This is a genomic window from Fictibacillus aquaticus (assembly GCF_002245695.1).
GTDB lineage: Bacteria > Bacillota > Bacilli > Bacillales > Fictibacillaceae > Fictibacillus > Fictibacillus aquaticus.
This window is the reverse complement of sequence record NZ_NOII01000001.1, coordinates 470,291-497,290: the sequence shown is the minus strand read 5'-3', so window position 1 is coordinate 497,290 and position 27,000 is coordinate 470,291. Positions and strand designations below refer to the sequence as shown.

Here is a 27,000-nt window from a genome sequence, read left to right as displayed (position 1 = left end):
ACTATGAAAAGAAAGACTTTTCAACTATTAGCATCCTCACTGATCGCCGGTGCTGCTGCACTAACAGTCCATAATCCGTTTACAAATACGTATATTGAACATATAAAAGCTCATACAACATCCGTTTCTCAGCTCAACTCTAATTCTTTGTTTCAGCAGATCAAAGAAAAAGCGAAAGAATACAATTCTCCGCCAGTAAACGCGGAAATTAACCCTGTCTGGAAAGCGATTCCTGGATATAACGGAATTGTCGTAAACATGGAACAGTCATTAAAAAACATGAAAAAAGAAAATAGATTTGACGAGAAAAAACTTGTGTTCAAGCAGATAAAGCCTTCCATACATCTTGATGACCTTCCGGCTGCGCCCATTTATAAAGGAAATCCCGAAAAGCCGATGGTCACACTGCTGGTTAATGTCGCATGGGGAAACGAGCATCTGCCAGTCATTTTGAGCACGATGAAAAAACATGGTGTTCACTCGACCTTCTTCCTGGACGGAACGTGGGTGAAGAAGAATCCGACACTTGCTAAAATGATCAGCGAGGAAGGGCATGAAATCGGCAACCATGCATATACTCATCCAGATTTAAAAAAATTAACGAATGCAAGGATTACAGAAGAACTGAAGAACACGAACGAAGTGATCAAGGCAACAATTGATGAGACACCAAAATGGTTCGCTCCCCCGAGCGGAAGCTTCCGCAATGACGTTGTTCAGATTGCGGATGAGATGGATATGAAAACGATATTATGGTCTGTGGATACAGTAGATTGGCGAAATCCGAATACATCGGATATGGTTGACCGAGTCCTCGCAAAGGTCCACCCCGGAGCGATGATCCTCATGCATCCAACAAGTCCTACAGCAGAAGGACTAGAATTTTTGATCAAAGGAATCAAACAAAAAGGGTACAGCATCGGAACGGTATCTGAGCTGCTTGACGAGGAAAGAATTCTCCCATCGCGCCAGAAGAAGCATTAACATAAGTTGTATGCCAATATACTTAATGGTATATTGTTCCTATGAGAAAATTGTGCTTAACCATATGACAGCTAGGGGGAAACAAGTTGATAGTCAGACATACTTGTCCGAATGGCGTGCGCATCGTTTTGGAGAAAATACCAACGGTACGTTCCGTTGCCATCGGAATTTGGATAGGGACTGGATCCCGTTTTGAGACAGCCGAGCAAAACGGTGTATCTCACTTTTTGGAACACATGTTTTTTAAAGGGACAAAAAATCGGACTGCCAGAGAAATTGCTGAATCGTTCGACAGCATTGGCGGCCAGGTAAACGCCTTTACGTCAAAGGAATATACTTGCTATTACGCGAAAGTTCTCGATACACATGCGCAGCATGCACTTGATGTGCTTTCGGATATGTTTTTTAATTCCGAATTTGATGAAGGTGAACTGGCAAAAGAAAAAAACGTAGTGCTTGAAGAAATCAAAATGTATGAGGATGCGCCTGATGATATTGTCCATGATATGCTGAGCAAGGCGAGCTTCAGCCGGCATGCGCTGGGGCTTCCAATACTAGGGACAGAAGAAACGCTGAATTCATTCAGCGGCCAGACACTCCGTGATTATATGGACACACACTATTTTCCCGGCAATGTTGTCGTGTCTATCGCCGGCAACGTGGATGAGAGCTTTATCCGAAAGATTGAAGATTATTTTGGCACATATAAAGCATCTGGAACAGCTTTAACGTACGAAAAACCTGCTTTTTCTGCGCAGAAACTTGCACGCAAGAAAGAGACAGAGCAAGCTCATCTTTGTATCGGTTTTCCAGGACTGTCCTTAAAAGATAAAAGAAGCTTTTCGCTTATCGTTCTGAATAATCTTTTAGGCTCAAGCATGTCTAGCCGTCTCTTCCAGGAAATAAGGGAACAGCGAGGACTCGCCTATTCTGTATTTTCTTATCACTCAGCTTATACAGATAACGGACTATTCACGATTTATGGCGGTACAGCTCCTCATCAGCTTGATGAATTATATGACACAGTCATGCATATATTGGATGATTTGAAATCTGAGGGCATCTCTGAAAAAGAACTTGTCAACTCAAAAGAACAGATTAAAGGTAGTCTCATGCTCAGCCTTGAGAGCACGAACAGCCGCATGAGCCGAAACGGGAAGCACGAGCTGATCCTCAACTACCACAGGTCACTTGATGAGATGGTAGACTTGATCGACAGTGTCACAAAAGATTCGGTCAATTCCCTCGTACAGGACATTTTTGGAGGCGAAAGCTCTGCATCACTTGTCAGTCCGACAGGCAATCTTCCAAAAGGTCTTCAGCAATAAATATAACTTTCGCATATGAAAGCCGTTGCTTCCGGTTAAAATCGGAAGCAACGGCTTTTTTTGCAATAGCTCTGATAAACTTCTCTGTGGATGGATTAAGTAATAAAGTGATGCCTATTAAAAGCCGCAGGACAGCAGCAGGCAATTTTTATATAAGATTCCTTGTTAAATGAAAGCCTTTTTTTAACAACATTGTTGCTACTGAATATTTTTTTGTAAGAAAGTTCAATCGATTTGCAAGTGGAATGTAAGCTTCAACGAGTAATTATATTTCAACTTTTAGGACGAGTTTGTGTAACGGAAACATTCATTCATTCGCTAAATCTTCTTGAATACATCTTTGATAAAGTTGATTGGAATGTAAGGTGCCGACTCCTCGAAAATGAACTTCACATTTTCTTCGTGCGATGTATCGCTGCCGGAGCCTTCCTTGTCCTGCGGGACGAGCGGTCAGGTGAGACACTTTAGGACGCAAAGCGGTAAAGGGGCTCACCGGACGCCCCGCGGAAAGCGTGCACCTGAAATGGAGATCAACAGCTTCCCTAAGTTCTTTAATCACAAAATCGTCTACGAAAACAGCCTAGTGAAAAATGGGCGCAGCACTTTTCTGCTGCCCAAAACCGTCTGAATAGAGATGAATATACTAAAGGGTAACATTACAAGCCGGTCATATGCGGGGAAACGGTGTCACCGAATGGGCAAGGCGCTCATAAGATGTGAACGAATATGGAAATCCCCTGGTTAATGAATATAAAGGAAGGGGAGTAAGCATGTTAACGGATTTAAATATCGCCATACTTGGCGGAGACGCGAGACAGCTTGAAGTGATCCGGAAACTAACAGAACTGGATGCGAACATAATACTGGTAGGATATGACCAGCTCGACCATGGATTCACAGGAGCAAAGAAAATGGAGCTGGAGGAGGTTGACTTTTCCTTAGTTGACGCCATCGTGCTGCCTGTAAGCGGAACAGGGCCTCAAGGAGAAGTCGATACTATTTTTTCGAACAAAAAAATTGTTCTTTCATCTGAACACCTTAAAGCAGCTCCTGCCACCTGCCATCTTTATTCCGGTATTTCCAATGCCTACTTAAATAAAATTGCTCTGGATAGCGGAAGAAAATTGACAAAGCTGTTTGAGCGTGATGATGTTGCGATCTATAACAGCATTCCTACTGCTGAAGGAACGATTATGATGGTGATACAGCATACTGATATTACCATCCATCAATCCAATACGGTCGTACTCGGATTTGGCAGGGTGGGGATGACTGTCGCCCGTTCATTTCAGGCTTTGGGAGCCAACGTTAAAGTAGGAGCGCGCAGGTCTGAACATATAGCGAGAATAGCTGAGATGGGGTTCACACCGTTTCACCTGGATTCTTTGAAAAATGAGGTGTGGAATGTTGACGTATGCATCAACACAATCCCGACGAGCATCGTTAATTCAGATGTTATTTCTAAAATGCCTTCACACGCTTTGATCGTTGACCTTGCTTCAAAGCCAGGAGGAACTGACTTTAGGTTTGCAGAGAAGCGCGGGATTAAAGCGATGCTCGCACCCGGTCTGCCAGGCATTGTTGCGCCAAAAACAGCTGGGAAAATCGTGGCGAACGTCCTGGCCTCATTGTTAATTGAAGACATAAACAGCAGAAAGGGGTAAATCTGAATGGATGTGAAAGGAAAGCATATCGGTTTTGGACTGACAGGATCCCACTGCACGTATGACGCGGTCGTACCCCAGATTCAAAAGCTTGTTGAACTAGGAGCTAAAGTGACGCCATTTGTCACACATACAGTACAAAACACGACAACCCGCTTTGGGGCTGGTACTGACTGGCTCGCCAAGATCACAGAAATTACCGGAACAGAAGTGGTGGACTCAATCGTAAAAGCTGAACCGTTCGGCCCTAAAACACCGCTAGACTGTATGATTATCGCTCCTCTGACAGGAAACAGCATTTCAAAACTGGCAAATGCGATGACTGATTCCGCTGTATTGATGGCAGCTAAAGCAACACTCAGGAACCAATCCCCTATCCTGCTTGGAATAAGTACGAACGATGGACTTGGACTTAACGGGATGAATATTATGAAACTGCTTGGCGCAAAGAATATTTATTTTATTCCTTTCGGCCAGGATGATCCCGTAAAGAAGCAGAATTCTCTTGTAGCCCACATGGACCTTCTTGTAGAAGCGGTAGAGCATGCCCTTGAGAAAAGGCAGCTGCAGCCGGTCCTTAGAATGTACAGCTGAAGAAAAGAAATTGCACTTACTTTTATGATAAAATAAGATATAATACGTTTAACGTTAAGGGGAGAAACAGATGTTGTTTCTCCTATTGCTGCATTTTTATGCAAAGAAGCGGCAAGCGTAACAGAACAAAAAAGGAGTTTTGTAAAATGAGCAGCAAACCATTGCATATCGCAGTTGTCGGAGCGACTGGTGCGGTTGGACAGCAGATGCTGAACACACTAGAACAAAAAAAATTCCCGTTTGAAAAGCTCACTCTTCTTGCGAGCAGACGCTCAGCAGGCCAGGTAATAGAATTTAAAGGCAAGTCATACACCGTGGAGGAGGCGACTCCTGCTGCATTTGAAGGCGTTCACCTAGCATTGTTCTCTGCTGGAGGCTCTGTATCAAAAGCACTGGCTCACGAAGCGGTAAAACGCGGTGCGATCGTCGTAGATAATACAAGTGCGTTCCGCATGGACCCTGAAGTGCCTCTCGTTGTTCCGGAAGTGAACGAGAATGATCTTTTGAACCATAAAGGCATTATCGCGAATCCTAACTGCTCGACCATCCAGATGGTTGCTGCACTTAAGCCGCTGCATGAAAAGCTCGGCCTGAAAAAGGTAGTTGTATCTACGTATCAGGCAGTTTCCGGTGCAGGAGCTAAAGCAATAGAAGAGCTTAAGAGCCAGGCGAAAGCAATTCTTGAAGACAAGGACTTCACTCCTGAAATCCTTCCATGCGGATCAGATAAGAAACACTATCAGATTGCTTTCAACGCAATTCCGCAAATTGACCTGTTTCAAGAAAACGGGTTTACTTACGAAGAAATGAAAATGATGAATGAAACAAAAAAAATCATGCATTTGGAAGACCTTCATATTTCAGCAACATGCGTACGTCTTCCAGTTGTAACGGGCCATTCCGAGTCATTGTACGCTGAATTTGAAAAAGCTGGCGCGTCCGTTCAAGAAATAAGAGATATATTATCAGCTGCTGAAGGTATAACGCTTCAGGACAGCCCTGAAGAACAGATTTATCCGATGCCGGCTGCTTCAGTCGGATTGCCGGATGTTTTTGTCGGCCGTATCCGTAAAGACCCAGACAGCGACAAAGCGTTCCACATGTGGATTGTTTCCGATAACCTGCTTAAAGGTGCGGCTTGGAATTCAGTGCAGATCGCAGAAAGTCTTCTGAAACTAGGATTGCTTTAAAACCAAAAAGAAGGTGTAACCAAAATGAAAATCGTGGTGCAAAAGTTCGGCGGCACTTCCTTAAAAGAAGAAGCAGGAAGAGAAAAAGCACTCGGCCATATTAAAAAAGCAGTTAAAGAAGGGTACAAAGTCGTTTGTGTAGTATCTGCCATGGGCAGGAGCGGGGACCCGTACGCAACTGACACGCTTCTTTCTTTAGCGGGCGGAGCTGCGCGCATATCCCGCCGTGAATACGATTTGCTGCTTTCGTGCGGGGAAATTATTTCCTCAGTCGTTTTTTCAAGTCTATTAAACGAAAGCGGGCTCTCCGCAGCGGCTTTGACTGGTCCTCAGGCAGGTTTTAGAACAAATGAAGATCACGGGAATTCCCGCATTCTTGATATGAAATGTGACAGACTGAAAAAAGAGCTCTCCATTCATGACGTTGTCGTTGTGGCAGGTTTCCAAGGTCAGGCTAAAAACGGTGACGTAACCACACTTGGCAGAGGCGGGAGCGATACATCGGCAAGTGCTCTCGGTGCCGCGCTTAACGCGGAATGGATTGACATTTTTACTGATGTTGAGGGCGTGATGACAGCAGATCCAAGGATCGTGAAAGACGCCCGGCCCCTTTCTATTGTCACGTACAATGAGATCTGTAATATGGCTTATCAGGGAGCTAAGGTGATCCATCCACGTGCAGTGGAAATCGCGATGCAGGCGAAAATCCCTCTGCGCATCCGTTCTACTTATTCTGATATGCCCGGAACGCTCGTCACTTCTATGACAAAGGGCGGTCCTGGAAAGGATGTTCAGGACTCTGTCATAACCGGTATCGCACATGTGTCTAACATCACTCAGATTAAAGTGCTTGCAAAAGACGGGCAGTACGACCTTCAGACGCATGTGTTTAAGGCGATGGCACAGGAATTAATATCGGTTGATTTTATCAACATCAGTCCGATGGGCGTGGTCTATACTGTGATGGAGGAAATGACAGATAAAGCGGTCGAAAAACTCCGGTCTTTAGGATATGAACCGCATGTTACGAGGGACTGTGCGAAGGTTTCTGCTGTTGGCGCAGGAATTGCCGGAACACCGGGTGTTACAGCAGCCATCGTGGAAGCTCTATCGTCAAGGAACATTCCGATCCTTCAGTCTGCAGACTCACACACGACTATCTGGGTGCTTGTGAAAAGAGAGAATCTAGTAGAAGCTGTAAATGCTCTGCACCATACATTCCGTCTTGACCAGGAATACAATGAAGGTTTATATAAAATAGTAGAACAGCATTTTAAAGAGCATTAAGGGGAGTGTTGATAAATGAATTTTGGCAATATCAGTACTGCGATGGTCACTCCGTTCGATAGTAAAGGAAACATTGACCTGAACAGGACAACTAAACTGATCCGCCATCTTCTCAATAACGGCAGTGACAGCCTTGTTGTAGCTGGTACGACAGGTGAATCGCCGACGTTGACGAATGAAGAAAAGATCGCCTTGCTGCGTCATGTCGTTAAGACAGTTGACGGAAAGGCTCCTGTTATTGCTGGAACAGGCAGCAATAACACGAGAGCATCGATCGAGCTTTCAAAAAAGGCTGAAGCTGAAGGTGCAGATGCGATCATGATCGTAGCCCCTTATTATAATAAGCCAAGCCAGGCTGGAATCGTCGCCCATTATAAAGCGATAGCGGAGTCTGTTTCTATTCCGGTAATGGCTTATAACGTTCCTGGGCGTACGGTCGTCTCTTTTTCAGTTGATACTGTGAAAAGGCTGGCCGACATTCCGAACATTACGGCACTGAAGGATGCAGGAGGAAACCTTGATAACATGGCAGCTGTCATTGAAGAGACACGAGAAGACTTTCTTTTGTACTGCGGAGATGACAGCCTGACACTGCCGTCTCTTGCCATTGGAGCATCAGGAATTGTATCAGTTGCTTCCCATGTGATCGGCAATGAGATGCAGGAGATGATCTCGCTGTTTAAGGCAGGGAATGTAAAGGATGCGGCTTCTCTTCACCGCCGTCTTCTTCCAGTCATGAACGAGATGTTTAAAGCACCAAGCCCGGCGCCGGTTAAAACGGCTCTTCAGCTTAAAGGACTTGACGTCGGAGGAGTAAGACTGCCTCTATTGCCTCTAGACGAAAACGAAAGAAAATCACTATCTGCCGTACTGCAGAATATCGTTTAAGCAAAAGCTGTCCAAACGGTCATCTAACATGACCCGTTTGGACAGCTTTTTTGATTTTTGCCAGGATATTCTGTACTTTAGCCTGTGCTTTTAATGAAAAAGTTTGGGAATTCTTAAACAAAATAAATCTTCTTTTCTTGTTTTCGGTTTTCATTGTGGGATATAATAGGAGCAAGTGACGTGAGCGGGTTTCATTTTTTTATACAGCATAGGAGGATTATACAAATTGTCAAAACAGAATAAAGAGAAAATTAAAGTATTCGCCTTGGGCGGTGTAGGCGAAATCGGCAAAAACATGTATGTAGTTGACACTGGGGAAGAAATTTTTGTAATGGATGCAGGTCTAATGTTTCCGCAGGAGGACATGCTCGGGATTGATATCGTTATTCCCGATGTCAGTTATCTTTCTGAAAACCTCGACCGTGTAAAAGGGATTTTTCTTACTCATGCCCACGAAGACCATATTGGAGGCCTCCCGTACATACTGAAGCAGGTACCTGTTAAAGTTTTTGGAACGAGACTGACACTTGGACTCGTTGAGGCGAAACTAAAAGAAGCAGGCATCCTTGGTTCTTCTTCTTTAGAACTCATTGACTCGAATACTGTCGCGGAGTTTGAAAGCGCTAAAGTCACGTTTTTTGGAACCAATCACAGCATCCCCGATTCAGTAGGTATAGCGATTCACACGTCACAGGGAATCATCGTGAATACGGGAGATTTTAAGATTGATCATACTCCAATCGACGGAAAGCATACTGAGTTCCACAAGATCAGTGCTCTTGCTGAAAAAGGAGTGCTCTGTCTCCTTTCAGACAGCACGAACGCTGAAAGGCCTGGTGCAACGGGCTCTGAAGAAACAGTCGGCAAGGAAATAGTCGAAGCGTTCCGCAACGCAAAGGGCCGCATCATTATTGCTTCTTTCGCATCAAACGTGCACCGCGTTCAGCAGGTACTTGATGCAGCAGCAAAGACGAACCGCAAGATCGCCGTTTCAGGAAGAAGCATGGTAAAAGTAGTGGATATCGCTACTCAGCTCGGCTATTTGACGATGGAAAAAGACTTGATAATTCCTGTAGATTCAATTAACGATTACCGTGAAGACCGGGTGGCGATTTTAACAACAGGCAGTCAAGGCGAATCCATGGCAGCCCTTTCGCGCATGGCAAACGGGATGCACCGCCAGATCACGCTGCGCCAGAGTGACACGGTCATCATCGCCGCAACACCTATCCCAGGCAACGAGACTGCTGTAGCACGTATTGTAGATAAGCTTATGAGAACAGGTGCTGACGTGATTTTCGGCCAGAAAAAAGTTCATGTGTCCGGCCATGGAAGCCAGGAAGAGCTCAAGCTGATGCTGACTCTTATGAAGCCGAAATATTTTATGCCTGTACATGGTGAGTACCGCATGCAGAAGGCTCACCAAAAACTGGCCGTTCAGACTGGCGTCGCGGCAGAAAATATTTTTATCGTGGATAAAGGCGAAGTTATAGAATTTGCCGGGGGTGAAGGCAGAAAGCAGGGCAAGGTGCCGTCTGGCAACATCCTTGTAGATGGTAAGGGTGTAGGCGACATCGGGAACATCGTTCTTCGAGACCGCAAACTGCTTTCACAGGACGGTATCATGGTCGTGGTAGTGACGATCAGCAAAGCCACACATCAAATCATTTCTGGTCCTGAAATTATCTCCAGAGGATTCGTATATGTCAGAGAAAGCGAAGCTCTCCTGCAGCAAGCCAACGAGCTCGTCAAGCAGGTTCTTGATAAATGCATGGCTGAGAAAGTGAAGGAGTGGTCGTCTCTTAAGTCGAACATTCGAGATTCTCTTGCTCATTTCCTCTTTGATAAAACAAGAAGACGTCCTATGATCATGCCGATCATCATGGAAATCTAAAGTGAAAAATCCGCTTATAGCGGATTTTTTTATTCTGCTGCGGCTTTTGTACAATAAAGCTTCTGTGTATGCGGCGGTCCTCACGGGCTCATACTATAAGAAAATGAGCAGAGGGGAAAATCAACATGCCAGATATGCCTAATTTTAACGATGAACAGCCAAACGTACCTCAAGAGCCGAAGCCTGAGGGTCCAGAAAAGAAAGACGAATCTGAACAAAGCAGCCTGTTAAGTAAAATTCAGACTCTTGGACAGACAAATGTTCCGCAGATGGAAGGATCAAGTATTCACTGTTTGACGATTGTAGGACAGATTGAAGGGCATGTTCAGCTTCCGCCTAACAACAAGACAACTAAATATGAACATCTGATTCCGCAGCTAGTCGCCATAGAACAAAATCCGAAAATTGAAGGAGTGCTTATCATCCTTAACACGGTCGGCGGTGATGTGGAAGCAGGACTCGCAATATCCGAAATGATTGCCTCATTATCAAAACCAACAGTATCTCTTGTCTTAGGTGGGGGACATTCCATCGGCGTTCCAATCGCTGTGTCTGCAGACTATTCTTATATCGCACAAACAGCAACGATGACGATCCACCCAGTTAGACTGACAGGGCTTGTGATCGGTGTTCCGCAGACGTTTGAATATCTTGATAAGATGCAAGAGAGGGTCATAAATTTTGTGATCGCACATTCTGGGATTACAGAAGAGAAATTTAAAGAGCTGATGTTTTCCAAAGGCAATCTGACCAGGGATATCGGAACGAATGTCATCGGCAAAGATGCGGTCGCATATGGACTGATCGATGAGGTCGGCGGGGTCGGACAAGCGTTAAAAAAGTTGAACAGCTTAATCGAACAGCATAGAGATGATGAAAGCAAGGAAGTGATCCAATAATGTGGTATACGATGATGCCGAAAGAGCTGATGTTTCCAGAACCAGAAGGAATCAGCCCGATAACGCAGAATGTTATTCTATATAATGGCATTCCTGTGCTGGCAGAAAGAGATGAAAACTCTTCTTACCGGATCATCCGTGTGATGAGCACCGATCCTTCACATTTTTTAATGGAAGATTGCCAGCCGGGAACAGTAATAAAAGAGTGATGGCCGGCAGGCAGTTTTATTATGATATACTTAATCAAGCTTCATTTGACCGGCAGCCTGCATGCACATAGGCTGCTGCTTTCTTTTTACAGCGGCAAGACACATAAAGAGGTGAATCGTTACTATGGGAAAAAAAAATAAAAAGAAATCAAAAAAAGCCTCAGCATGGAAAGAGCAGCTTACATATGAAATAGCAGGTCTTTCGTTATTGGCACTCACTTTTCTGGCGATGGCCAAAATGGGCAATGTCGGGCTTGCGTTCGTCCATTTTCTTCGGTTTTTCAGCGGAGAATGGTACGGTGTGTTATTGGCGGGTACGACAGCAGTCTCGCTCTATTTGATCATCCACCGCAAGATGCCGCTATTATGGTCAAGAAGGCTGGCAGGAGCCTATATTCTTTTTTGTTCATTTTTAGTGCTCAGCCACCTGACTCTTTTTGAACACCTGACAAATGGCGGCCAGTGGAAAAATGCTTCTGTGATACATCATACTTGGGATCTTTATTGGATGCAGCTGAAAGGTGATACTGCATTGAAAGATCTTGGCGGCGGAATGATCGGCGCCATATGTTTTGCGCTCAGCTACTTTTTGTTTGCTGCTTCAGGAACAAAAATGGTGATTTTCTTTCTAATGATTATTAGCATCGTGCTCATAACGGGGAAATCCTTGTCAGACGTGCTGAAAAAAATGCTGGATGGCGCACGCAATATAGTTAAGAATACATATCAAACATTAAAACAAAAAAGACAAACCCGTGCCGCTGAAAAGAAAGAGCGGGAAGAAAAAAATGAGTCTGAAGAAGCTGAACCGGTATATGCAGAAAGCATCGAACTTGAAGAAGACGAGCTTTTGATTGAAGATTTTATGCAAAATGTTCAGCAGACAGAGCCAGCCGTACAATTAAAATTCGCAGCAAGAGGCTTTGAACAGCAACGGCAAAATGAAGAACAAAGTATTGAGGCTAAAGATGCGAAAGAACCATCCAGCCGTGAACCGGTCGTTCAATTTGAACAGCCACCTGTAACGAACGAACATTACGTGCTTCCGCAGATGGATTATCTGCTTCTGCCTAAATCGAATAACAGCCACAAAGACCGTCAGTATTCAGCGAGTAAGCAAAATGCAAGAAAACTTGAAAAAACATTTGAAAGTTTCGGAGTAAAAGCCAAAGTATCTAAAGTCCATTTAGGTCCTGCCGTCACTAAATATGAGGTCTATCCGGATACTGGGGTAAAAGTCAGCAAAATTGTTAACCTAAGCGATGATCTGGCACTGGCCCTTGCGGCAAAGGATATCCGGATAGAAGCTCCGATTCCAGGCAAATCGGCAGTAGGGATCGAGGTCCCAAATCAGGAAGTAGCCATGGTCAGCTTACGAGAAGTGCTTGAAGCACCGCAATTTCAGCACAATAAAGCGCCGCTTGCCATCGGGCTGGGCAGGGACATATCCGGTGAACCGATTGTCGGTGATCTTTCAAAAATGCCTCACCTTCTTGTAGCGGGAGCAACCGGGAGCGGGAAAAGTGTATGCATTAATGGCATCATCACAAGCATCTTGATGAAATCAAAGCCGCATGAAGTGAAGATGATGATGATCGATCCGAAGATGGTTGAACTGAACATGTATAACGGCATCCCGCATCTTCTTGCACCTGTCGTTACAGAGCCGAAAAAAGCTGCTCAGGCACTGAAAAGAGTTGTATCGGAAATGGAGCGGCGATACGAACTGTTCTCTCACAGCGGAACAAGAAACATTGAAGGATATAACGAAAGCATCAGAAAGAACAATGCAAAAAGCGATGCCAAACAGCCTGAACTTCCTTATATCGTGGTCATCGTGGATGAGCTGGCCGACCTCATGATGGTCGCCTCAGGAGACGTTGAGGATGCCATTACTAGACTTGCTCAAATGGCCCGTGCTGCAGGCATCCATTTAATCATCGCCACTCAGCGGCCATCAGTGGATGTTATTACGGGCGTTATTAAAGCGAATATACCATCACGCATCGCCTTCAGCGTTTCTTCTCAGACAGACTCAAGGACAATCCTTGATATGGGAGGCGCAGAGAAGCTTTTAGGCCGTGGGGACATGCTTTACCTGCCAGCAGGATCATCCAAGCCTGTTCGGGTGCAGGGTGCTTTTCTGTCAGATTCTGAAGCAGAACAGGTTGTAGAACATTGCATACAGCAGCAGAAAGCGCAGTATCAAAATGATATGATTCCGACAGAAGAAGCAGAGCCATCTATGGAGGCTGAAGATGAACTGTTTGAAGATGCAGTGAAGCTCGTGGTAGACATGCAGACCGCCTCTGTATCTATGCTGCAGCGCAGGTTCAGAGTCGGCTACGCCAGAGCAGCAAGACTGATCGATGTGATGGAAACAAAAGGAATTGTTGGCCCTTATGAAGGAAGCAAGCCTCGAGAGGTTCTCATTTCCAGCATTCATACTGGGGAAGCGTCATCCTCATAATAAAAAACACCGCAGCGGTATCAGCCCCGCAGCGGTGTTTTTTTGCACTTAATAGCCGAAATGTAAGTGTCTGTCAATATTAAAAATTTCTAAAAATAGTATTTATTTATAAGATTAGAAATGGTATATTAATGTCGATTATTAAGAATTCGTGTCAAATGCTTAACATATCTTTACACGTCTTAGAATTTGGCATCATGACAAAGGTGTGATGGTTGAATGTCGATAAAAGTGGATCACCGTCTTCTCTATGTAAAAGTGATAGAAAAAATTAAAAGTGATATCGAAGCCGGTGTTTACAGTGAAGGTGAAAAGCTGCCTTCGGAATTTGAACTTGCACGCCAGCTCGGTATCAGCCGCGCGACTTTAAGAGAAGCGCTGAGAATCCTAGAAGATGAAAACGTTGTCATCCGCAAACATGGTGTCGGCACATTCGTGAGAACACGCGCACTTTTTTCTGCTGGTATTGAAGCATTGTCTTCTGTAACGGAGATGATTGAGAGAGGCGGCAGGCAGGCCGGAACGATATTTCTTTCGTCCGAGAAGATTGATGCCCCAGAAGAGCTGCAGCTGAAATTCAGCAAACCGCTGCAGGACGGATTGATGAGAGTAGAAAGAGTCCGGACAGCTGATCAGGAGCCTGTAGTATTCTGTGAAGATTTCGTTCCATACGACATTTTTCCAATGAAAGGGCTTCACGAGAACCAATCCTTGTTAGATATGCTGGAAAAACAATCAGGCAAGAGAGTCATGTACGCAGTCGCTGATATTCAGCCGATCGGCTATCATGACAAGATTTCAGAGATTCTTCAGTGCGACGAAAAGTCAACGATGCTCGCACTCATGCAGATGCATTATGACCAATTTGATGAGCCTGTGCTTTATTCTTGCAATTATTTTAGAGCTGATAAATTTCAGTTTTCAGTTGTGCGAAAGCGCTTTTAAAAAGTTCACTTTTTTAGGAGGTGATTTTTCGGTAGGGGTACTGATTTACGGTTTTGGTTTTACATCAAATATTATTTCAGGGGGAAATCAATCATGAAAAAGAAAATGGCTTTAATGCTAAGCTCAGTGCTTACAGCTGGAGCACTTCTAGCAGGGTGCGGAGATGAAAAATCAGGAGGCAGCGAAGGAAAGAAAGACAACTTCAAGGTTGCCATGGTTACAGATACTGGCGGTGTTGACGATAAGTCATTCAACCAATCTGCTTGGGAAGGAATGCAAAAGTTCGGAAAAGACAACTCTCTTGTTAAAGACAATGGTTACAAATACCTGCAGTCTAACGCACAGAGTGACTATAAGCCGAACTTGAACGCTCTTATCCGTCAGGATTTCGATCTTATTTTCGGTATTGGATTCCTTATGGCTGAAGACGTTAAGCAAGTTGCACAGCAGAAAAAAGATGCTCACCTTGCGATCGTTGATATGGTTGTTCCAGAGAAAAACGTAGCAAGCATCACGTTCAAGGAGCATGAAGGATCTTTCCTTGTAGGTCTAATCGCTGGACTTCAGACTAAATCAAACAAAGTCGGCTTTGTCGGCGGAGTTAACAGTGAACTAATCAAGAAGTTCGAGAACGGATTTAAAGCAGGCGTACTTGCTGCTAACCCAAATGCTGAAGTTATGGTTCAGTACGCTGAGGACTTCAACAAAGCGGAAAAAGGACAAGCGATCGCTGGTACAATGTACGGCAAAGGCGCTGACATCATCTACCACGCTGCTGGCGGAACGGGAATGGGTGTCTTCACAGAAGCGAAAAACCTTAAGAAGAACGGCAAGGATGTTTGGGTAATCGGTGTTGACCGTGACCAGCATGGAGAAGGTATGCCTGAGAACGTAACGTTGACTTCCATGGTTAAACGCGTAGATACAGCTGTTTATGAAGTTTCTAAGCTTGCAATGGACGGAAAATTCCCTGGCGGCGAGATCGTAGAATTCGGTCTTGATAAGGACGGAGTCGGAATCGCGCCAACAGAGGAAAACGTTTCTGCAGAAGCGCTTAAGATGGTTGAAGAGTATGAGAAAAAAATCATCGATGGCGAAGTTACAGTTCCTAAGACAGACAAAGAATTTGAAGAGTTCAAGTCAAAACAAGGCAAGTAATCATGTGACAAAGGCTGGTAACTTTACTAGCCTTTGTTGCTAGTTTAGGACCTTTTTACCATTAAATAACAAAGTAGCCAGGGCTTGGCAGTCAGCCAAGCCCTTTTTTGCAGCAAAGAGCCATCCTGCTCTCGTTCGCCGGGTGGATGCTGCTATATTCAGTAAAGTGGGTGAACAAATGGAATACGTTATTGAAATGCGCAATATACGAAAAGAATTTCCGGGCATTGTCGCAAACGATGACATCACGCTTCAAGTTAAAAAGGGTGAGATTCATGCGCTGCTGGGAGAGAATGGCGCAGGGAAATCTACATTGATGAACGTCCTGTTCGGCTTGTACCAGCCGGAAAAAGGTGAAATTTTTGTAAAAGGCAAGAAAGTTGAAAACAATGATCCAAATATCGCCAACAGCCTTGGAATCGGTATGGTGCATCAGCACTTTATGCTCGTTGATAAATTCACAGTCACTGAAAATATCATCCTTGGAAAAGAACCTGTTAAAGGCGGTACAGTCGATGTGAAAAGTGCTGCTGCAGAGGTAGCAAAGCTATCAAAGCAGTATGGGCTTTCAGTAAATCCAAATGCTCGCATCGAAGATATTTCTGTCGGTATGCAGCAGCGTGTTGAAATTTTGAAAACGCTTTACCGTGGAGCAGAAATCTTGATCTTTGATGAGCCGACAGCAGTGCTTACACCGCAGGAAATTAAAGAATTGATCCAGATCATGAAAAAGCTTGTTCAAGAAGGCAAATCTATCATTCTGATCACGCATAAGCTGAAAGAGATTATGGAAGTATGTGACCGCTGTACGGTAATCCGCCGGGGCCGCAGCATCGGGACAGTGGACGTTGAAGACACGAACCCGGATGCGCTGGCAGCAATGATGGTCGGGCGCGAAGTAAACTTTAAAGTTGAAAAGTCAGACAGTGTTCCAAAGCATCCTGTTCTGCAGATGGATGACGTAACGGTTGTTGACAGCCGTAAAGTATCGGTTGTAGACGGACTGTCTCTGACCGTTCATGCTGGGGAGATCCTTGGAATCGCAGGAGTTGACGGAAACGGCCAGACAGAGATGCTCGAGGTGATCACGGGGCTTCGGAAAGCCACATCAGGAAAAATCATGCTGAACGGCAAAGAAATCACGAATAAACCGCCGCGCAAGGTCACGGAATCAGGTCTTGGGCACATTCCAGAAGACCGCCATAAACATGGTCTTGTCCTTGATTTTTCTGTAGGTGAAAACATCGTTCTTCAAACGTACTATAAAAAGCCGTATTCAAAAGGCGGCATCCTGAAATTCAAGCCGATTTTTGACAAGGCAGAGAAATTAATTGAAGAATTTGATGTAAGAACGCCGAATGTTTATACTCCTGCAAGGGCGCTTTCGGGCGGAAATCAGCAGAAGGCGATCATTGCGAGGGAAGTGGACCGAAGCCCTGATTTCTTAATTGCTGCACAGCCGACACGAGGATTGGATGTCGGTGCGATCGAGTTCATTCATTCAAAGCTAATTCAAGAGCGAGATAATGGGAAAGCGGTGCTTCTTGTTTCATTTGAGCTCGAAGAAGTCATGAACGTGAGTGACCGTATAGCAGTCATTTATGAAGGCAAGATCACTGCGATTGTCGATCCAAAAGAAACAACAGAACAGGAACTTGGTCTCCTTATGGCTGGCGGAAAGAAAGCAGGTGTCATCGCATAATGGAAAATCAAAAAAATTGGATGAAAATCGCAGTTCCTGTGATTTCTGTTATCTTAGGCTTGCTCATTGGCGCCATCATCATGGCAGTCAGCGAATATGATCCAATCAAAGCATATGGAGCTCTATTCCAAGGTGTATTCGGAGGCAGCTATTTCTTAGGAGAAACAGTGCGCCAGATGACACCTCTCATTCTCTCTGGTCTTGCCGTAGCGTTCGCATTCAGAACGGGATTGTTCAACATCGGGGTGGAAGGGCAGCTGCTCGTCGGCTGGCTGGCATCTGTTTATGTCGGTGTAACGGTTGATGCTCCTGCAGTCATTCATATTCCGCTTGCCATTTTAGCAGCGGGTGTGGCAGGCGGCCTATGGGGCGCGGTGCCAGGTTTCCTGAAAGCACGTTTTCAGGTTCATGAAGTTATCACAACGATCATGATGAACTATATTGCTTTGTATACGACGAATGCCATCATCCGTGCTTATTTGCTTGCACCGGGTGAACGCACTGAAGCCGTTGCAAAATCTGCGTCTCTAAAGTCCGTTTGGCTTGAGAACGCAACGGATTATTCTACGATTCACTATGGATTCATTGTGGCGCTTATCGCCGCTGCTGTAATGTGGTTTGTACTTTGGAGAACGACGACAGGCTATGAGCTTCGTTCTGTTGGATTCAACCAGCACGCATCACAATATGCCGGGATCAATGTGAGCCGTAACATCGTGCTTTCCATGGCGATTTCAGGTGCTTTTGCCGGTATCGCTGGAAGTATGGAAGGTCTTGGGACTTATCAATACATGACGATCAACGCTGGATTTACTGGTGTCGGTTTCGACGGAATCGCGGTTGCGCTTCTTGGTGCTAACAGTGCTCTTGGTGTCATTTTTGGCGCCGCTTTATTCGGAGGATTGAAGATCGGAGCTCTTAATATGCAGTCGATCGCTGGAGTTCCGACAGAGATAATCGGCATCGTTATCGCACTCATCATTTTCTTTGTCGCGTGCAGCTATCTTGTTCACTGGGTAGTGAACAAGGTGAATAAAGGGGGTAAGATTTAAATGGGACTTATGGATATTTTAGCGATTATCATTCCCGCTGCCATTGTTTCAGCGGCTCCCTTAATCTTCACAGCTTTGGGCGGTGTTTTCAGTGAACGTTCAGGTGTAGTCAATATCGGACTTGAAGGTTTAATGCTTTTTGGTGCCTTCACAGGTGCAGTGTTCACGTATTACGGAGAACAGTGGGGACTTGGGGCAGCTTCTCCTTGGGTGAGTTTCTTGTTTGCCATGGCTGCAGGTGCTCTGCTTTCGCTCATTCATGCCGTAGCATCTATATCTTTAAAAGCTGACCAGGTCGTAAGCGGAGTTGCGCTGAACTTCCTTGCAGCTGGAATGGCCATATTTTTAACAAAGAAAATTTTTGATGCTGGACAGACCCCTGTTATCAGTGAGCGTATTTCTAAGGGAGACATACCATTTCTGTCTGAAATACCGCTGATCGGAAAACTCTTTTTCTCGAACGCTTATTCTACTTCATTTGTAGCAGTGTTTGCAGCATTTGCTGTCTGGTTTGTGCTTTACAAAACACCGTTCGGTCTTCGTCTTAGAGCTGTCGGAGAGCATCCGATGGCCGCTGACACGATGGGTGTTAATGTTGTTAAGATGAGATATACAGCCGTACTTTTGAGCGGAGTTTTCGCAGGTCTTGGAGGTGCAGTTTATGCGGCTTCCATCTCTGGAAACTTCACGCATTCTACGATTGTCGGGCAAGGTTTTATGGCGCTTGCTGCCATGATCTTCGGGAAATGGCATCCGCTTGGAGCGCTAGGTGCAGCGCTGTTCTTCGGACTTGCTCAAAGTTTGAGCATTACCGGACAGCAAATACCGGGTCTTCAGGATATCCCGCACGTGTATCTGCTGATCTTGCCGTATGTTCTTACAATATTGGCGCTTGCAGGACTTGTAGGCCGTGCCGACGCTCCTAAAGCAATCGGCCAGCATTACGAAAAAGGAAAAAGATAAAAGAATTATTAAACTGCCGTAAAGGGCCACAAGCCTGATTTACGGCAGTTTTTTATTGCTATCCGGGCTTGTCCTTATCATTAAACCAATATGATGATGCAGGAAAAGTACTGCTGATTACCGAAAGTGGGTAAAATAAACAAAGAGCAGTTAGCTTTATTTTTTTATTTTCATTTCAATAAAGTATTTGATTACATAAAGGAGGAATATAGGATGCAATATGTAGATCATCAGACAGATCAGCTGACGGGCCTTACCCTTCATACAGTGCAGACTAAAAAGTATAAAACGAACAGTATTGTCCTTCAGATTCTGAGACCGTTAGAAGGGGAGAATGTGACGAAACGCGCACTTCTGCCTTATGTCCTTCAAGCTGGAACGAACCGATATCCATCTTCAAAAGATTTAAGAGGCGCTCTTGATGATATGTACGGGGCATCTCTTTCTGTGGATCTGTCAAAAAAAGGGGAAAACCAGGTGATCAGCATCAGGATGGAAGTGGCAAACGAAAAGTTCCTGTCAGACAACACTCCGCTTTTTGAGCAGTCATTGAACCTTCTTTCAGAAATCCTGCTTCAGCCTGCAGCTGAAAACGGAAGCTTTAACGAAGAAATTGTCAACAAAGAAAAGCGTTCGCTCAAACAGCAGATCGAATCAATCTATGATGATAAAATGCGTTATGCCAACAAAAGGCTTCTTGAAGAAATGTATAAAAATGAGCCTTACAGGTACAACGTGTATGGAGAAGAAAGTGAAGTAGACCGCATCTCGGCGAAAGATCTATATACCTATTATAAAGGGGTCATTGCTCAGGACCGTATCGACCTTTATGTGATCGGTGACATTGAGGAATTGAACGTGAAGGAAGCGGCAGAGAAATTTTTTACATTAGAAAACAGAGGAAGCAATAACATTGCGAGCAAAAAGGATCAAGTGAAGCCAGAACAAGTGAACGAAGTATTTGAAGAGCAGGATGTTCAGCAAGGGAAGCTTAACATGGGGTACAGGACGTACACGACTTACAGCGACCGTGATTATTATGCGCTGCAAGTATGTAACGGTGTTTTTGGCGGCTTTTCTCATTCCAAGCTATTTATGAATGTGCGCGAGAAAGAAAGCCTCGCCTATTATGCAGTATCCCGTTTTGAGAGCCATAAGGGTGCTATTTTTGTGATGAGCGGCATCGAGACCGGCAACTATGAAAAAGCGGTCAAGATTATTAAAGAACAGCTTGATGAGATTGTGAACGGAAATATTACGGATTCGGAGTTTGAACAAACGAAAGCGATGATCAAGAATCAAATACTTGAAACGATCGATTCAAGCTTTGGTCTTACTGAAGTTTTATACCACGCAGTAGTTTCGGGAACAGACAGAAGTGTAGAAGAGTGGCTTAACGGAATTGATGCTGTATCCAAACAAGATGTGATCGATGTTGCCAAAAAGCTGGCACTAGATACCATTTATTTCTTGAAAGGGGGGTCAAATGATGCAGAATAAAAAGTTTGGGCAGCTTGAGGAGACGCTTCATTACGAAGAAATGGATAACGGCCTCAAAGTTTATATTTTAGAAAAGAAAGGCTTTAATAAAACTTTCGCGACGTTTACGACGAATTACGGATCAGTGGATAATCACTTTGTCCCTCCAGGCAAGGACGAAGCAGTTAAAGTTCCAGACGGCATCGCGCATTTTCTTGAGCATAAACTTTTTGAAAAAGAAAAGGGTGACGTGTTTCAGGATTTCAGCAAGCAGGGAGCATCAGCCAACGCTTTCACCACTTTTACAAGAACAGCTTATTTGTTCTCCACTACTGGAGATGTCAAAAAGAACTTGTCCACATTGATTGATTTTGTACAGGAACCGTACTTTACAGAAAAAACAGTTGAAAAGGAAAAAGGAATTATCGGCCAGGAAATCAGGATGTATGATGACAATCCTGATTGGCGTGTTTATTTTGGACTGATTGAAAATATGTTCCATAATCATCCGGTAAAAATTGATATCGCAGGCACTGTAGAATCCATTTCTCACATCACAAAGGATATGCTGTATGAATGCTATGAGACCTTCTACCATCCGAGCAATATGATTTTGTTCATAGTTGGACCGGTTAATGCTGGTGAAATCATTGAACTAGTCCGCAGCAATCAAAAAGAAAAGGGGTTCAAAGATAAGCCTCCGATCAAGCGGATTTTTGACGATGAGCCTGCCGGAGCTGCAAGAAAAGAGCATGAAATTTCGATGCCTGTGCAAACACCGAAATGCTATATCGGATTTAAAGAAAATAAGCCTGGGCGCAAAGGGTCTGATCTGCTTAACCATGAGCTGACGGTTAACCTGATTTTAGATATGCTGTTCGGCAAAAGCTCAGCAAACTATGAGGTGCTGTACAATGAGGGACTGATCGACCAGACCTTTTCGTTCGATTATACAGAAGAGCAAGGTTTCGGCTTCAGTATGCTGGGAGGAGATACGAAAAAGCCCGAGCAGCTTGTCGACAAGGTAAGTGAAATGGTGAAGGCTGCCAAGAACGCGCCAATCGATCAAAATGCCTTCGAACGAGCAAAAAAGAAAAAAATCGGATCGTTTCTGAGAGCTCTTAATTCGCCGGAATTTATCGCGAACCAATTTACCCGCTATGCTTTTAACAGCATGAATCTTTTTGATGTGATCCCCGCACTTGAAGCACTAAGCGCTGATGATGCTGAGCGTGTGCTGAAAAGTCATTTTGCGGACGAAGCGATGACCGTTTGCACGGTTCGTAAAAAGCCGTCATAATAAAAAGAAAAACATCCTCAACAATGAGGGTGTTTTTTTCTGGAGGGAAATTGTGAAGCCGTCGGTTTTGATAACAGGAGCATCAGGAGGAATCGGGCGTGCTGTCGCTAAGGAAATTTCCGGAAGCTACAGCAAGATGTTTCTTCACTATTACAGCAAAAAAAATGAAACAGAAATCTTGGCAGATGAGCTTTCCAACAGCGGAATCAGCTGTAAGGCGGTTTACGCTGATCTGTCTGCAGAGGGAGGAGCAGAGCAGCTTTTAAGTCAAACTGGGACTAAATTAAGCTCTGTTGTGCTGATCAGCGGAAGCACCCATTATGGACTGCTGCAGGATATGAGCCAAAATGAACTGCAAAAAGTGATTACATTGAATTTAACAGCTCCGATAGAGATTGTGAAAAGTGTTATTCCTCACATGATATCGCAAAGAAACGGAGCGATTGTCGCGGTTACGTCTATTTGGGGTGAATCTGGTGCATCTTGCGAATCCGTTTATTCTGCTGCAAAAGGGGGAATGAACACTTTTATAAAAGCCATAGCAAAAGAGCTTGGCCCCAACGGCATCAGAGCGAATGCAGTTGCCCCGGGAGCTGTGGATACCGGCATGCTGCAGGATTTCACTGAGGATGAAATAAAGGATCTCATTGACCAGATTCCTTCCGGAAGACTAGCCAGACCTGAAGAAATCGCAGGAGCAGTAAACTTTCTGTTAGGGAGCGGGTCAAGCTATATTAATGGGCATATCCTGTCTGTTAACGGTGCTTGGCGTACATAATAATATTATGGTAAACAAGAACACAAAAAAGAATATTAATCCTCACTTTTTGGCATATTAACGTTGATATTACAAAAAGGAGGAGACGAACATGTCCGTTTTAGACAATTTCGGCCAGTGGAAAGAATTTCTTTCTAACCGTTTAGAGCATGCCCAGCATGAAGGGATGGAACAGTCAGCGATTTCTAACCTTGCGACAGAAATCGGGGGCTACCTTGCAAGCCATGTTGAACCGAAGAACCCTGAAGAGAAGGTTCTTGCCGACCTTTGGAACGTGGCGGATGAGCAGGAAAAGCACGCTATCGCCAACATGATGGTAAAGCTTGTCCAGCATGACAGCAAGTAAAGAAACGGGATGTTAAGAATATTTCTTAACATCCCCTTTTATTTTTCTTTAATAATCAAATGAATTCATTTATTATTATTACAAGATGAGTTACAGCGGAAAATGCGAATCAAGGAGGAGATGAGAATAATCGGGCAGGAATGGTATCTTGAATATGAAATACATAAAAACCGTCCGGGCCTTCTTGGCGATATTTCATCGCTTCTTGGGATGCTCGGAATTAACATTATTACGATCAATGGCGTCGATAATGAACGGCGCGGGCTTCTGCTTGTCATTGACAATGAGGAAAAGACGACAAGACTGAAGAATATCCTTGACACGATGGATAATATAACTGTTACAAAATTCCGTAAGCCCAAACTTCGGGACCGTCTGGCTGTAAGGCATGGGCGTTACATTGAAAGAGACGCAGATGATAAGAAAACGTTCCGCTTCGTAAGGGATGAACTTGGTCTTCTTGTCGATTTTCTTGCCGAGATTTATAAAGTGGAAGGTCATAAACTCATTGGAATCAGAGGGATGCCCCGTGTCGGGAAGACTGAAAGTATCGTAGCTTCAAGCGTCTGTGCTTCAAAAAGGTGGGTGTTTCTTTCATCTACCCTGCTGAAACAAACATTGCGGACAAGACTGATCGATGATGAATACGATCCTGACAATGTGTTTATAATCGATGGAGCTGTTTCATCAAGAAGCACGAGTGAGCAGCATTGGCAGCTTATTCGTGAAATTATGAGGCTTCCGTCTACGAAAGTCGTTGAGCACCCTGACCTTTTCGTCAAGCAGAATGAGTATTCTATGGATGATTTTGACTATATTATCGAACTGAAAAATGACCGGAACGAAGAGATTACATACGAAGCAGTGCACCGCGATCCGGAATTTGAGACGTTTGAATGACTCTATTGTTAGTAGGTGGTAAGATTGACAGAGCTAGGACAATATTTAAAAGATAAGCGTGAAGAAAAAAATATTACGCTTGAAGAACTTCAGACAGCGACTAAGATTCAGAAACGATATCTTGCAGCGATCGAGGAAGGCAACTACAGTATTCTGCCAGGACCTTTTTATGCCCGCGCTTTCATCAAAAATTACTGCGAGGCTGTAGGTCTTGACTATGAAACAGTCTTTGGGCAATATGAAAAGGATATTCCGAAGGCTGCGAGAGAACCTGAAGAATTCAAACCGCGCTCTGAACGCCCGAGGTCTCCTGGAAGCGAAAGAGACTCGGTGCTGAAAAAATACGTTCCGATCTTTATTATCGCAGCTGTGATCGCCCTTGTTCTAGCAGGCATCTATATGCTAATGCAAAATTTTGGCGGCGATCAAGCAGAGGAAAAAAAGGCATCTGAATCGCTTATTCAGACAGATCAGGATGCCAAGCAAAAAAAAGGTGCCGAAAAATCCAAAGAAAAAGAGCCAGCAGAAAAGCCTGAAGAAGAAAAGCCAGCACCAGCACCAGCACTGACGAAAAAAGAAACAGAAGGAATCACAACTGCATATGAATTAGCGGGTTCTGATACTATGGAAATTGATTTTTCGATCAGCGGGCCAAGCTATGTGGACATAAAGGATGCTTCTGGAAAAATACTTTTCACAAAGCAATTTAAAAAAGGTGAAACCTACACGTATAAATCAGAAGGTCAAAAGGAAATTCTGCTTAATATCGGTGCTGCTCATACAACGCAGCTGAAATTTAACGGAACAGCATTCGAGTATCCAGTTGCTCCTGCTGACAGGGTGCATCAAAAAATCCTTATCCGCTTTGTGCCTTAATATAGTCATACAGCAAAGAAAATGATGGGGAGAGAATGGAAGATTATCGTTCTCTTCTTTTATTAATGGAGGAAAACTTGTGAATTTGCCTAATAAAATTACCGTATCAAGAGTACTGCTTATTCCTGTATTTATGGTAGTGCTTCTTGGCGGCTTTGACTGGGGAATGATTCGCTACAGAGGCGAGGAACTTCCCATAACGCATCTTGCAGCAGCCTTAATCTTTATTTTAGCTTCTACTACAGACTGGGTTGACGGGTATTATGCAAGAAAGTACAACCTTGTCACGAACCTTGGAAAATTCCTTGACCCGCTTGCCGATAAGCTGCTTGTCACAGCTGCGCTTGTTGCGCTCGTTCAGACTGGAGATGCTCCTGCCTGGATGGTCATTGTTATTTTAAGCCGCGAGTTTGCTGTGACTGGAATAAGGCTCGTTGCTGCAGCTGAAGGTGAAGTGATCGCGGCAAGCCAGATGGGCAAGCTGAAAACGTGGATCCAGATCATCGCGATCTCTGCGCTTCTCCTGAAAAACCTTCCTTTTGCTTGGATCGGTATACCATTTGCCGAGATCAGCTTATGGGCGGCAGTACTTATCACAGTTTATTCCGGCTATGAATATTTCATGGCCAACAAAGAAGCACTTTTGAAATCTAAATAATTTCCCAAAAAAACAGGAGATAAGCTCCTGTTTTTTTAGCAGCTGCTCAGGCTTTTCTCATAAATAGGGCAGCATTATGCGGCAATCTTGGCGATTTCACCATTTGATGCTGCATCTATCTTTATGTACATTGAGAGGAGAACAATATGAAAACAGAAATTATTGCGGTTGGAACAGAGCTGCTGCTCGGCCAGATCGCCAACACAAACGCACAGTTCCTGTCGTCTGAACTGGCTGCTGCCGGTTTTCATGTTTATCATCATACTGCCGTTGGCGACAACTCTCAAAGACTTCGTTCTGTAATGGAGCATGCGGCTTCCCGTTCGGATTGCATCATCCTGACGGGAGGGCTTGGCCCCACTAAAGACGATCTTACAAAAGAAACGGCCGCTGAATACATCGGTACAACACTTGCGTATCATGCTGAATCCTTAGAAGCGATTATCGAGCACTATAAAAAAACAGGAAAGGAGATGTCTGAGAACAATAAAAAACAAGCGCTTGTGATCGAAGGCTCTTTCGTCCTTCCTAACGACAAAGGAATGGCTCCCGGCATGATCGCATGTCATGACGGAAAGGTTTGGATGCTCCTCCCAGGTCCTCCATCCGAAATGAAACATATGTTTCAAACTTACGGATTGCCTAAACTTCTTGAAACAGGGAGGAGAGAGCCGGTTAAATCAAGAGTGCTGCGTTTTTTTGGTATCGGCGAGTCTATGCTGGAAACTAAAATTGCGGATCTTATCGAACATCAATCTAATCCGACAATCGCTCCACTCGCAGGAGAACATGAAGTTACGCTTCGGCTGTCGGCGAGATTCAGTATTGATGCTGAAGCGAAAAAAGCACTTGATGAAGCAGAAAAGAAGATTCTTGAGAGAGTTGGAGAGTTTTATTACGGTCATGGCGAAAGTACGCTCGAAGCTATGCTTCTTGAATCTCTTATTCAATCATCAGCCACTGTATCGGCTGCTGAGAGTTTAACAGGAGGTTGGTTCGGGAAAGCCTTGACTGATGCAGCAGGGGCATCCAAGGCGTTTTCAGGAAGTGCAGTTGTTTATAACAATGAGATGAAGCAGCGTATGCTTGGAGTAAAGCCAGAGACGCTCGAGCAATTCGGCGCGGTCAGCCCAGAGTGTGCGGCTGAGATGGCTGAAGGAATCAGATCATTGACAGGGACTTCTTATGGAATCAGCTTTACCGGTGCTGCAGGTCCTGACAGCGACGGCAGTGCTGCACCGGGAACTGTATATGTCGGAATAGCATCCTCAGCAGGAACGAAGGTTCTCTCGCTGCAGCTTGCAGGCAGCCGCAGCCGGATTAGAGCGTTGACGGTAAAGCATGGTATGTTCGCTCTTTGGCAAATGGTCAAAAAAGGACAATAAAAAAATCGAATAAATGTTCGTAAAATGATTGGCAAAGCCCGCAAAAAAAGG

24 protein-coding genes are annotated in these 27,000 nt (G+C 44.5%); all 24 read left to right on the top strand.

Going from position 1 to position 27,000, the window contains the following annotated elements:
- The first annotated feature begins 3 nt into the window (after nucleotides 1–3).
- Complete coding sequence (locus tag CGZ90_RS02610; RefSeq protein WP_094250771.1) at nucleotides 4–984, top strand: polysaccharide deacetylase family protein; 981 nt, start codon at nucleotides 4–6, stop codon at nucleotides 982–984.
- A gap of 86 nt (nucleotides 985–1,070) precedes the next feature.
- Nucleotides 1,071–2,312 carry a M16 family metallopeptidase gene (locus tag CGZ90_RS02605; RefSeq protein ID WP_094250770.1) on the top strand — a complete coding sequence of 414 codons (1,242 nt, stop codon included), beginning with the start codon at nucleotides 1,071–1,073 and terminating at the stop codon, nucleotides 2,310–2,312.
- Between the two features lie 770 nt (nucleotides 2,313–3,082).
- A complete protein-coding gene (gene dpaA, locus CGZ90_RS02600; RefSeq protein WP_094250769.1) occupies nucleotides 3,083–3,976 on the top strand; it encodes a dipicolinic acid synthetase subunit A in 894 nt (297 codons plus the stop codon).
- Between the two features lie 6 nt (nucleotides 3,977–3,982).
- Nucleotides 3,983–4,570 (top strand): dipicolinate synthase subunit B, encoded by a 588-nt coding sequence (locus tag CGZ90_RS02595; RefSeq protein WP_094250768.1) that lies wholly within the window; start codon nucleotides 3,983–3,985, stop codon nucleotides 4,568–4,570.
- Nucleotides 4,571–4,716: 146 nt separating this feature from the next.
- Nucleotides 4,717–5,760: an aspartate-semialdehyde dehydrogenase gene (asd, locus tag CGZ90_RS02590; RefSeq protein WP_094250767.1), complete on the top strand. Its 1,044-nt coding sequence runs from the start codon at nucleotides 4,717–4,719 to the stop codon at nucleotides 5,758–5,760.
- A gap of 24 nt (nucleotides 5,761–5,784) precedes the next feature.
- Nucleotides 5,785–7,047, top strand: coding sequence for an aspartate kinase (dapG, locus tag CGZ90_RS02585; RefSeq protein ID WP_094250766.1), 1,263 nt, complete (start codon nucleotides 5,785–5,787; stop codon nucleotides 7,045–7,047).
- A gap of 15 nt (nucleotides 7,048–7,062) precedes the next feature.
- Nucleotides 7,063–7,935, top strand: a complete 873-nt coding sequence (dapA, locus tag CGZ90_RS02580; RefSeq protein ID WP_094250765.1) for a 4-hydroxy-tetrahydrodipicolinate synthase — start codon at nucleotides 7,063–7,065, stop codon at nucleotides 7,933–7,935.
- A gap of 226 nt (nucleotides 7,936–8,161) precedes the next feature.
- Nucleotides 8,162–9,829, top strand: a complete 1,668-nt coding sequence (locus tag CGZ90_RS02575) for a ribonuclease J (RefSeq protein ID WP_094250764.1) — start codon at nucleotides 8,162–8,164, stop codon at nucleotides 9,827–9,829.
- Between the two features lie 134 nt (nucleotides 9,830–9,963).
- Nucleotides 9,964–10,728: a ClpP family protease gene (locus CGZ90_RS02570; protein ID WP_094251761.1), complete on the top strand. Its 765-nt coding sequence runs from the start codon at nucleotides 9,964–9,966 to the stop codon at nucleotides 10,726–10,728.
- Nucleotides 10,728–10,937 (top strand): YlzJ-like family protein, encoded by a 210-nt coding sequence (locus tag CGZ90_RS02565; protein WP_240515328.1) that lies wholly within the window; start codon nucleotides 10,728–10,730, stop codon nucleotides 10,935–10,937. The genes CGZ90_RS02570 and CGZ90_RS02565 overlap by 1 nt, the downstream gene beginning before the upstream one ends.
- A gap of 124 nt (nucleotides 10,938–11,061) precedes the next feature.
- Nucleotides 11,062–13,407, top strand: coding sequence for an FtsK/SpoIIIE family DNA translocase (locus CGZ90_RS02560; protein WP_094250762.1), 2,346 nt, complete (start codon nucleotides 11,062–11,064; stop codon nucleotides 13,405–13,407).
- Nucleotides 13,408–13,626: 219 nt separating this feature from the next.
- Nucleotides 13,627–14,352 carry a GntR family transcriptional regulator gene (locus tag CGZ90_RS02555; protein WP_094250761.1) on the top strand — a complete coding sequence of 242 codons (726 nt, stop codon included), beginning with the start codon at nucleotides 13,627–13,629 and terminating at the stop codon, nucleotides 14,350–14,352.
- Nucleotides 14,353–14,445: 93 nt separating this feature from the next.
- Nucleotides 14,446–15,510, top strand: coding sequence for a BMP family lipoprotein (locus CGZ90_RS02550; protein ID WP_094250760.1), 1,065 nt, complete (start codon nucleotides 14,446–14,448; stop codon nucleotides 15,508–15,510).
- Between the two features lie 178 nt (nucleotides 15,511–15,688).
- Nucleotides 15,689–17,212 carry an ABC transporter ATP-binding protein gene (locus CGZ90_RS02545; protein ID WP_094250759.1) on the top strand — a complete coding sequence of 508 codons (1,524 nt, stop codon included), beginning with the start codon at nucleotides 15,689–15,691 and terminating at the stop codon, nucleotides 17,210–17,212.
- Nucleotides 17,212–18,264 carry an ABC transporter permease gene (locus CGZ90_RS02540; RefSeq protein WP_094250758.1) on the top strand — a complete coding sequence of 351 codons (1,053 nt, stop codon included), beginning with the start codon at nucleotides 17,212–17,214 and terminating at the stop codon, nucleotides 18,262–18,264. Before CGZ90_RS02545 ends, CGZ90_RS02540 begins: the two co-directional genes overlap by 1 nt.
- A complete protein-coding gene (locus CGZ90_RS02535) occupies nucleotides 18,265–19,227 on the top strand; it encodes an ABC transporter permease (RefSeq protein WP_094250757.1) in 963 nt (320 codons plus the stop codon).
- A gap of 213 nt (nucleotides 19,228–19,440) precedes the next feature.
- Entirely contained in the window at nucleotides 19,441–20,727 is a 1,287-nt protein-coding gene (gene yfmF / locus CGZ90_RS02530; protein WP_094250756.1) for an EF-P 5-aminopentanol modification-associated protein YfmF, read from the top strand.
- Nucleotides 20,717–22,006: an EF-P 5-aminopentanol modification-associated protein YfmH gene (gene yfmH / locus CGZ90_RS02525; protein ID WP_094250755.1), complete on the top strand. Its 1,290-nt coding sequence runs from the start codon at nucleotides 20,717–20,719 to the stop codon at nucleotides 22,004–22,006. The genes yfmF and yfmH overlap by 11 nt, the downstream gene beginning before the upstream one ends.
- 52 nt (nucleotides 22,007–22,058) lie before the next feature.
- On the top strand, nucleotides 22,059–22,784 hold the full coding sequence (ymfI, locus tag CGZ90_RS02520; RefSeq protein WP_165766745.1) for an elongation factor P 5-aminopentanone reductase: 726 nt from the start codon (nucleotides 22,059–22,061) through the stop codon (nucleotides 22,782–22,784).
- Nucleotides 22,785–22,875: 91 nt separating this feature from the next.
- Nucleotides 22,876–23,130, top strand: coding sequence for a DUF3243 domain-containing protein (locus CGZ90_RS02515; protein ID WP_094250753.1), 255 nt, complete (start codon nucleotides 22,876–22,878; stop codon nucleotides 23,128–23,130).
- 120 nt (nucleotides 23,131–23,250) lie between these two features.
- Nucleotides 23,251–24,030: a DUF3388 domain-containing protein gene (locus CGZ90_RS02510; RefSeq protein ID WP_094250752.1), complete on the top strand. Its 780-nt coding sequence runs from the start codon at nucleotides 23,251–23,253 to the stop codon at nucleotides 24,028–24,030.
- Nucleotides 24,031–24,045: 15 nt separating this feature from the next.
- Nucleotides 24,046–24,906, top strand: a complete 861-nt coding sequence (locus tag CGZ90_RS02505) for a helix-turn-helix domain-containing protein (RefSeq protein ID WP_094250751.1) — start codon at nucleotides 24,046–24,048, stop codon at nucleotides 24,904–24,906.
- A 79-nt stretch (nucleotides 24,907–24,985) separates the two neighbouring features.
- Entirely contained in the window at nucleotides 24,986–25,564 is a 579-nt protein-coding gene (pgsA, locus tag CGZ90_RS02500; RefSeq protein ID WP_094250750.1) for a CDP-diacylglycerol--glycerol-3-phosphate 3-phosphatidyltransferase, read from the top strand.
- A 146-nt stretch (nucleotides 25,565–25,710) separates the two neighbouring features.
- Nucleotides 25,711–26,949: a competence/damage-inducible protein A gene (locus tag CGZ90_RS02495; RefSeq protein WP_094250749.1), complete on the top strand. Its 1,239-nt coding sequence runs from the start codon at nucleotides 25,711–25,713 to the stop codon at nucleotides 26,947–26,949.
- Nucleotides 26,950–27,000: the final 51 nt, after the last annotated feature.